Below are 8,752 nucleotides of genomic sequence, written 5' to 3'. Positions count from 1 at the left end.
TACACCGACCGCCAGTACGGCTGGCGCGGGCAGCTCGTCATCCGGCGCGACGAACTGCCGCCGCTGCAACTCGGACGGCGCATCCAGCTCGGCTGGACCACCTGGCTCGGCCGCCCGCGCGGCGCACCGGCGGTTCATGGCCATCTGTTGCATCCCGAACGCGAGACGATGCCGCAACCGGTGGCAGCGCCAGCCCGCGACGTGCTCCCCGATCAACGTCTTACGCCGCAGGAGGAACCATGTCTGAAATAAGTCGCCTTGCCCTGTTCGGCAAGCTCAACCCGACGCTGTACAAGGCCATGGAAAGCGCAACCGTCTTTGCCAAGCTGCGCGGTAACCCGTATGTGGAATTCGTCCATTGGCTCAACCAGCTGCTGCAGTTGCAGGATTCCGACTTGCACCGGATCGTCCGTCATTTCGAACTCGACGCCGGCGCCCTCGCCATGGATGTTACGCGGGCGCTCGACCGCCTGCCGCGAGGCGCAACGTCGATTACGGACATGTCGCCGCACATCGAAGACAGCATCGAGCGGGCATGGGTCTATGGCTCGCTGATGTACGGCGGCACGCAGGTGCGCGGCGCGTTTCTGCTGGTCGGCATGCTGAAGACAACCACCTTGCGCAGCTTGCTGCTCCACGTCTCCACGCAGTTCCAGAAAATCGCGCCCGAGACCCTGACTTCGCACCTGCCGGAGATCGTCGCCGGGTCGCCCGAGCATGGACCGGCGGCCGACAGCGTCGTATCGGACACGATCCCTGGCCAGGCGAGCGAGGCCATCGCGCCGGCCGCCATGGGAAAGGAAGACGCGTTACGGCGCTATACGCAGGACCTGACCGGCAAGGCACATGCCGGAGAGCTCGATCCGGTCACTGGGCGCGACGAAGAAATACGGCAGCTGGTTGATATCCTGATGCGCCGGCGCCAGAACAATCCGATCCTGACGGGCGAAGCGGGGGTTGGCAAGACCGCGGTGGCCGAAGGTTTCGCACTGCGCATCGCCAGGGGCGATGTGCCGCCCGCATTGCGCGACGTGCGCCTGCTATCGCTCGACGTCGGGCTGCTGCAGGCGGGCGCGTCCATGAAAGGCGAATTCGAGGCCAGGCTGCGGCAGGTGATTGACGAAGTGCAGGCGTCGCCAAAACCGGTCGTGCTGTTCATCGACGAAGCGCATACCCTGATCGGCGCCGGCGGCGCGGCCGGCACCGGCGACGCCGCCAACCTGCTCAAGCCGGCGCTGGCGAGGGGCACGCTGCGCACCATCGCGGCCACCACCTGGGCTGAGTACAAGAAATACATCGAGAAAGACCCGGCGCTGACACGGCGTTTCCAGGTCGTGCAGGTGCACGAACCCGACGAGGAGAAAGCAATTCGCATGATGCGCGGCGTGGCGCCGCCGCTGGAGCGGCACCACCGTGTCCAGCTGCTCGATTCAGCCATCCGTGCGGCAGTGCAGCTGTCGCATCGCTACATTCCGGCGCGCCAGCTTCCCGACAAGGCGGTCAGTCTGCTCGATACCGCCTGTGCCCGAGTCGCCGTCAGCCAGCACGCGACGCCGCCGGAACTCGAAGACGCGGCCCGGCGGATAGAAGCGCTCGACATCGAGGCCGGCATCATCGAGCGCGAGGAAGCGGTCGGCGAGGACGTGGCCACACGCAAGGCCGGCATTGAAGCAGAAATGGCGCGCGCACGCGACTTGCATGCCGGTTTGCAGGCTCGCTGGGAGGAAGAAAAACGCCTGGTTGATGGGGTGCTGGCGTTGCGCGCGCAATTGCGCGAAAGCCATCCGACCGTCGATGCGCAAGCCGACGCGCCTGCCGAAGAGCGGCGCAACCGGTTGGCCGACCTGCGTGAACTGCAGGTGGCGCTACAGAAGCTGCAGGGCGACAAGCCGCTGATCTTGCCGTCGGTGGACGACCAAGCGGTCGCCAGCGTGGTGGCCGACTGGACCGGCATTCCGCTGGGCCGGATGATCAAGGACGAAGTCGATGCGGTACTTCATCTGGCCGCCGCCCTCGGCCAACGGGTGATCGGCCAGGAACACGGACTGGACATGATCGCACGCCGCATACAGACAGCGCGTGCCCGGCTGGACAACCCTGACAAACCGGTCGGCGTATTCCTGCTGGTCGGCCCGTCCGGTGTCGGCAAGACCGAAACCGCGCTTGCGCTGGCGGAGGCGCTGTACGGCGGGGAACAGAATGTCATCACGATCAACATGAGCGAGTTCCAGGAAGCCCATACGGTGTCGACGCTCAAGGGCGCGCCGCCCGGCTATGTGGGCTACGGCGAAGGCGGCATCCTGACCGAAGCGGTACGGCGGCGGCCCTACAGCGTGGTGTTGCTCGATGAAGTGGAGAAGGCCCATCCCGACGTCCACGAACTGTTCTTCCAGGTATTCGACAAGGGTCGCATGGAAGACGGCGAGGGACGGCTGATCGATTTTCGCAATACCGTCATCCTACTGACATCGAATGTCGGTAGCGAGCTGCTGATGCATCTGTGCAAGGATCCCGAGCTGACGCCGGAACCGCAGGCGCTCGCCGCGGCGCTGCGCGAACCGTTACTGAAGGTATTTCCGGCGGCGCTGCTGGGACGCATCGTCACCGTTCCGTACTATCCGCTTTCCGACGACATGCTTGGCAATATCGTGCGCCTGCAGCTGGAGCGCATCGTGCGGCGCGTCCGGGAACATCATGGGATCCCGCTGGCCTATGACGGCGATGTGGTGCGGCTGATCTCGAACCGCTGCACGGAACTGGAAAGCGGCGGCCGGATGATCGATGCCATCCTGACCAACACGGTATTGCCGAGGATCAGCCGCCGATACCTGGAGTCGCTGTCGCAGGGCCGGCCACTGCAGGGTATGCGGTTGACAGTGCGCGACGGCGATATCGCCTACGATTTCCAGGAATAGATGTATGGGCAGGATCGAGCGACTGGAGAACACGCTGGCTTGTTCCGGGCCGGACCGGGAAATCGCGCAGCTCTATGGCTTTTCGGCATGGCATCTGACGGGTCTGCGCCACTATTGCCGCGACAACCAGGCGCTGCTGGTGCTGCGCGCGTCCAAATCGGCGAGCCGGCGTTTCCGCAATCTGGCCGGCTACCGTCCCAAGCCTGTTAATCTCAAGCAAAAGACCTTCCGTGGCTGGGCCGAAGGCGCCAGCAAGGTCTACCCCAACGTCAACAAGTTCTACAGCGATTACGACATCATGGGCCTGTGGCATCGTGACGATGCCGGCAACGACGACCGGCGACGAAAGGACGGAATTGGTGCGCGATATGTGTATGCAGTGCCGAGCCTCGTCGAAAATCGCGATCAGGGCGTGCCGGTGCCGGTACGCTGGCAGGGTGATGTCGCCTATAACACGCTGAACTGCCCGATCGGTTTTCGGGCGTCACGCGAAGCGGCTGTGCAATGGTACGGTTGGGAATGCGCGGAAGGCTACGCGGTGCTGGATGAACTGAACGAATATCTGGGAGACAGCACGATGTTCCAGCACGGCGCCAATGACCAGTACCGCAACTGGCGAACGAATGCAATGGAAAACGAGATTGCGTTCGATGAAAAATTTGTGATTGTCGACCGGAAAATGGACTTCGTCGTTTGCCGCAATGCGCGCGTCCTCAAAGCCTATTACGATGCAAACTCGCTGGAATGGCCACCCTACGCGGTGCATGTCTGATGCCATTGCTCCGCCCGGCCGGCTGCCATACTTCAGTAGTATGGCGCGGGAGGACGAAAGCTGGGATGCTGGTTTTGCGAACCGGCCGACGAGGGAGCCGACCGGTTACGTCAGGAGACCCCAGTGGCCAAAAGTTCACGCATATTCTTTGACGGTACCGACCAGTCAGGCAAACTTGATCTGGTATCAGTGCGGGCAAGCGAGCAACTGGGACAAACCTATCAGTTCGATGTCACCGTGCTGAGCGACAGGACCGAGCTGACGCCGCGCGCTGCGCTTGGAAAAACCTTTGGCGCCGAGGTGTTATTACCTGATGGCAGCTACAGGCGCTTCAACGGCATCATCGTGCGCATGGGCCGCGGTGCCCAGTATGGCGCGCGTCACGAATACTGGTTTGAAATTCAGCCCGATCTTGCGCTGCTGGCGCGCCGGACCGACGCACGCATCTTCCAAAACAAGACGGTGCCGGAAGTCGTCGATCTGGTATTGGCAAAAATTGCGTCGCTGTCCCACCAGTTCTCCGCCAGTTCGCTTAAACATCTGCCATGGGAATGCTGCACCCAGTACATGGAAACCGACCTGGCTTTTGTGCAGCGGCTGCTGGAACAGGAAGGCATATATTTTTATTTCGAACACTTGGGCAATGGCAGGACCGCACTGCGCCTGCTGGATGACAACGCCACCAGCTATCAGCTCTCCCGGCCGATGTTGCAGCTTTCATTCAACCCTAACGCCTTTGCAAGCGACCGTTCGCACGACTATGTGGAAAACTGGCAGCGGGTGCACGACATGGTGTCCGGGCAAACCGAGATCGGCGATTACGACTTCACCAAACCGATGCAGGCCGCGCATTTTCACCGCAAGAACCAGTCGGGACATCAGGGAGACGACTTTGACCTGTTTTTCTACCCCGGCGAATTCGACACCCTGGAAGAAGGCGAAACCTATGCCAGGCTCCGGATGGAGCAGATCCATGCGCAGTACGCCGCATGCGAAGGCACTACCGCCTCGGCGGCGGTCCAGATCGGCCGGATCATCCGGATCAAGGATCATCCGCTTGCCGACATGAACGGCGAATTCCTGGTGGTATCAACCGCTTACTCGTTCAAGAGCCACGCGTATGCAGCGGGTCACGGAGAAGGTTCGGAAATGCACTGCAGCTTCATCGCCATACCGGCGGGTGTCCAATTCCGCAGTCAGCGGCGAACACCCGCAAGCCGGATCGTCGGCCCGCAGACCGCCCTGGTCGTCGGGCCGGAACAACAGGAAATTCATACCGATCAATACGGCCGCATCCGCGTAATGTTTCATTGGGACCGGTATGGCAAGCCTACCGAGGACACGTCCTGCTGGATCCGGGTGGCGCAACCCTGGGCCAACCAGGGCTTCGGATTCTGGGCGTTGCCGCGCGTCGGTTCGGAAGTGGTGGTCCACTTCCTGGAAGGCGACCCCGACCGGCCGATTGTCACCGGCAGCGTCTACAACGGCGAAAACCAGATTCCCTATCCGCAGCCGGCCAAAAAGACCAGTAGCGGCATGCGTACCTACTCCACACCCGACGGTGGCGCCAACGACTACAACGAACTGCGGTTCGAAGATATGAAGGGCGAGGAAGAACTCTACATTCAAGCGCAAAAGGATATGAATACCCGCATCAAGGCAAATGCGACGCGCATCGTTGGCAACAACGATAGCGTGTCGGTCGATGCAAATCAAAACATCCGGGTACAGAAGAACCGGAATGTCACAGTGGATGGCAAACAGGCAACGAGTATTGGCAGCGACCGCCATATGGCTGTCTCGGGAAACGAGAGCAAGCAAGTCACCGGCGATCGTGTGATGCAGCTCGGATCCGACAGTGTGCAGATCGATGGCGACGCGATCTGCAGTACGGGTGGATCGCTTGACATTAGTGCCGGCCAATCGTATGCCCTCAGCGCCCAGATGAACATCGCCATGACTGCGCAATCGGCCGTCGACATCAAATCCGGCATGTCCGTGGCGCTGGACGCCGGCACCGGCGTGTGCCTGCGGTGCGGAAGCTCGTTCATCAGCCTTACGCCGGCCGGCATTTTCATCCAGGGCCCGCAAGTCATGATCAATTCCGGCGGCGCTCCGGTGGCAGCCAAGCCCGCCCGTCCCGCCAGGCCAAAGGCGGTGAACAAGGCGCCGGACGCCGACGCGATTGCCGTCGCCGAGAGTCCGCCGGTCAAGCCGGCAACACAGCAACCGCGCGCCGGCTCGCTGGCAAACGCTGCCCGTGCCGGCGCACCTTTCGCTGCCGCGGGGTGAATGCCGTGGCTCCGCTGAACGACTTGATTGCCGAGCTTCCACGCGCATCCCTTTTCGCGGTGGTGGATGCCGCGGTACTGGACGGATTGCTGGAGACGCTGCATGCAATGGGCACGTCGAGTTTCAGATGCCTCCTGCCCGGCCATATTGAACCCGATATCGCGCATGTGGCACCTTACCTCGCACCGCTGCAAGCCGGCTCACCTCTCGTCGCATGGCTGGACACCCGATGCCATCTCCCCTGGGGATACGTGATCGAATCCGGGCTTAGCTTGGCGGCCCTGCAATTGCATCTCCGGCGGTTCAGCGAAACGCGCGGCCCGCAGGGTGAGGAGTGGTGGTTTCGCTATTGGGATCCGAGGGTATTGCGAGCCTTGGTTTCCATCCTCGACCCGACACAAGGCGCGGCGTTCATGAATGGCATCGTGCGCATTCATGTTCCAGGCCAGGGTCGCCCGGTTACCAGCGCCAGCTGGGACACGCAACGAGGACGAATCGCCCTTTCAACCGACACGCCCGTACCGGAAGGAGTCATTGCCCATGCTCGTGTTTAGTCAGGCGCAGTGCCAGGCCCTTGCCGAGGCGGCATTTGTCCGGCGCATGCATGTCATCCTTGGCGTGCTGTCTCCGGATTCTGCCATGCACGAATCCGCGGGGCTGGAGAACGGCATCAGGGAACAGTTGCGGCGCGCGAAGGAGCGGGGCTTCACGGATGAGCGCGACTGCGCACGATGGGTATTGTGCGCATGGTGCCTTGGCGAGGATTTCGACCGGAAGATCGCATCCTTTGCCACGCTGCTGGATCGCGACGACGTCGGGCCGGCGTACAAGGCGCTGGCGATGGAGCTTACCTTGCGGGCGGTCTTCCTCGCGCTCGCCGGCCAATCGAAGAACGTCCTATGAGCTGGGGAGGTGCATTTCAACAGGCATGGCGTTGCGGGACGCCGGCCTCTCGTGCTGAGGCACGCAAGGCGGTGCTCGGCCCTGAACAGGCGGCAGGCAGCATGTCCGAACTGCTTGCGCATTCCCTTCAGCTGGTGATGTTTGCGGCGCAGGATCTGCAACGTCATCAGGTCCGGGCAAACGACATATCATCCGATGACCCGGGTGCCGACGACCAAAACCGGCTTCGTCGGGCAATGGACGACATCCGCAAAGGCAGAGTGGCACCGGAGCGCGTGGAGAAACACTTGCGCGATGCCGTGAAGGAAGCGTCGAAACGGACGCTATCGGCCGGATCGGCAACCATCGCCACCTTGCCTTCGGCAACATCGTCGGCGCTGGAGCGATTCCGTGAATTGCGCCAGGGACTCGAGGACCAACTCGCCGATGTGCATCAACAGCTCATAGCGGCGGCCGGCAAATGCGATTCCGATGCAGGGCGCCAGGCCACGGCACTGGGCGAGGCACTGGCCATGCTGAACACGGTTCTACTCGACAAGGCCGTTGACAGTCCGGTGGCGCCGCTACCGGCAACGGCGCCGGCACCTTCACCAACGGCGGGCCTCCCATGCCAAACGCAGCGCGTCTGACCGACCTTCATGTGTGCCCGATGCTCACGCCGGGCACGCCCCCGATTCCCCATGTCGGCGGGCCGGTGATTGCCCCCGGTGCGGCGGTTGTCCTGATCGAGGGTTTGCCAGCAGCAAGGGTGACCGATCTGGCATTTTGTGCCGCCCCGTTACCGGACATGATCGCGACAGGATCCGCCACCGTGTTCATTCAAGGACTGCCTGCCGCACGCGTCGGTGACCAGACGATTCACGGTGGCGTCATCGTTTCCGGGGCGGGCACCGTACAGATTGGAGCATGAGGTGCTGATCAAAGTCATACGCTTCAAGGGTCGTCTTCCGGACATCGCCGCTGAAGCCCGGTTCACCAGGAGCGGCGGAACCATCGGCAGGAACAGCCAGTGTACGTTGCCGCTGCCGGATCCCGAACGCCAGATATCCCGCATACAAGCGGAGATCAACTGGTCGGGTAGCGAATTTACGTTGACCGACCGCGGCAATGCCAACCCGATATTGCGCAATGGCGAACCCGTCGGCAAGGGACGTAGCGTTCCATTGCTCGACGGTGACGAACTGCTGTGCGGTGACTATGTGCTGCGGGCCGAATATGGCGAATCGCGTCCGACGCGCCCCGACACCCCATCGCATTCCCTGGACCCGTTTGCGCAGCTCGTGTCCGGCGACGATCACTCTCCGCAAACGGAGGCCGACCACCCGCTGGCAGCAGCGAAACCGGCGGACGCCCTGATACCGGACGATTTCGATCCGTTCGGGATGTCGGTGCTGCTTCCGGGCATGCTGGGCGGGAAACCTTCTCCGTCCGCCGCTGCCGGAAAGACATTGCGCGACGAAGAGAGTATCGATGCCTTGTTCGGACTCGGCGATCCCGTCGGCGATCCGCTCAGTAGGGATGGCATCCTGGATGGTCCGGCATCGCGGCCCAACACATCCCGCTCCGGCGACCCGTTGGCGTCGCTGCAATCCAAGGCACGCAAAATCGACGCCGCCGTGCCGGACCATGCCCCGGAAATTCACAACCAATTCCGGTTGCCGACGGAAAATACCGCTGCTGCGAACATGTTCAGGTCGTGGGAAAGCAACGAGGGAACGGCGACGACGTCGGTCGAAAGCAGTTCCGCCGGTCGTCGTCCTTCCTCCGAGGACACTGCGCTCAATCCGCAGTTCCACGACGCACCCTCCCCCGGCCCACGTGCTGGTAACGATCCTGCGGCGCCGGCCCCATCGTCGGCGCTGCTTGCGGC

Annotated in this window: 9 protein-coding genes; all 9 read left to right on the top strand. The window is 62.5% G+C overall.

The genetic code is table 11. The features are described from left to right. Positions 1-252 (top strand): type VI secretion system baseplate subunit TssG (locus V7080_RS16865; protein WP_334189557.1); only part of this gene is annotated, 252 nt, incomplete at its 5' end. Beyond that, positions 240-2,915: a type VI secretion system ATPase TssH gene (gene tssH / locus V7080_RS16860; protein ID WP_334189556.1), complete on the top strand. Its 2,676-nt coding sequence runs from the start codon at positions 240-242 to the stop codon at positions 2,913-2,915. The genes V7080_RS16865 and tssH, both read left to right, overlap by 13 nt. 4 nt (positions 2,916-2,919) lie before the next feature. Beyond that, on the top strand, positions 2,920-3,687 hold the full coding sequence (locus V7080_RS16855; RefSeq protein ID WP_334189555.1) for a hypothetical protein: 768 nt from the start codon (positions 2,920-2,922) through the stop codon (positions 3,685-3,687). A gap of 123 nt (positions 3,688-3,810) precedes the next feature. Beyond that, complete coding sequence (locus V7080_RS16850; RefSeq protein WP_334189554.1) at positions 3,811-5,979, top strand: type VI secretion system Vgr family protein; 2,169 nt, start codon at positions 3,811-3,813, stop codon at positions 5,977-5,979. A 5-nt stretch (positions 5,980-5,984) separates the two neighbouring features. After that, on the top strand, positions 5,985-6,533 hold the full coding sequence (locus V7080_RS16845) for a DUF4123 domain-containing protein (protein WP_334189553.1): 549 nt from the start codon (positions 5,985-5,987) through the stop codon (positions 6,531-6,533). Beyond that, positions 6,520-6,882 (top strand): hypothetical protein, encoded by a 363-nt coding sequence (locus V7080_RS16840; RefSeq protein ID WP_334189552.1) that lies wholly within the window; start codon positions 6,520-6,522, stop codon positions 6,880-6,882. The genes V7080_RS16845 and V7080_RS16840 overlap by 14 nt, the downstream gene beginning before the upstream one ends. Beyond that, on the top strand, positions 6,879-7,511 hold the full coding sequence (locus V7080_RS16835) for a hypothetical protein (RefSeq protein WP_334189551.1): 633 nt from the start codon (positions 6,879-6,881) through the stop codon (positions 7,509-7,511). Before V7080_RS16840 ends, V7080_RS16835 begins: the two co-directional genes overlap by 4 nt. After that, the gene (locus V7080_RS16830) at positions 7,490-7,792 is read left to right on the top strand and encodes a PAAR domain-containing protein (RefSeq protein WP_334189550.1); all 303 of its coding nucleotides are present in this window, start codon (positions 7,490-7,492) and stop codon (positions 7,790-7,792) included. Before V7080_RS16835 ends, V7080_RS16830 begins: the two co-directional genes overlap by 22 nt. Position 7,793: 1 nt before the next feature. Continuing rightward, positions 7,794-8,752: FHA domain-containing protein (locus tag V7080_RS16825; protein ID WP_334189549.1), on the top strand; the 959-nt coding region annotated here is incomplete at its 3' end.

Origin of the sequence: Noviherbaspirillum sp. (genome assembly GCF_036846085.1) — a bacterium.
GTDB lineage: Bacteria > Pseudomonadota > Gammaproteobacteria > Burkholderiales > Burkholderiaceae_D > Noviherbaspirillum.
Note: the sequence above shows the minus strand (reverse complement) of the source record. Positions and strands in the feature narration are given on the sequence as shown.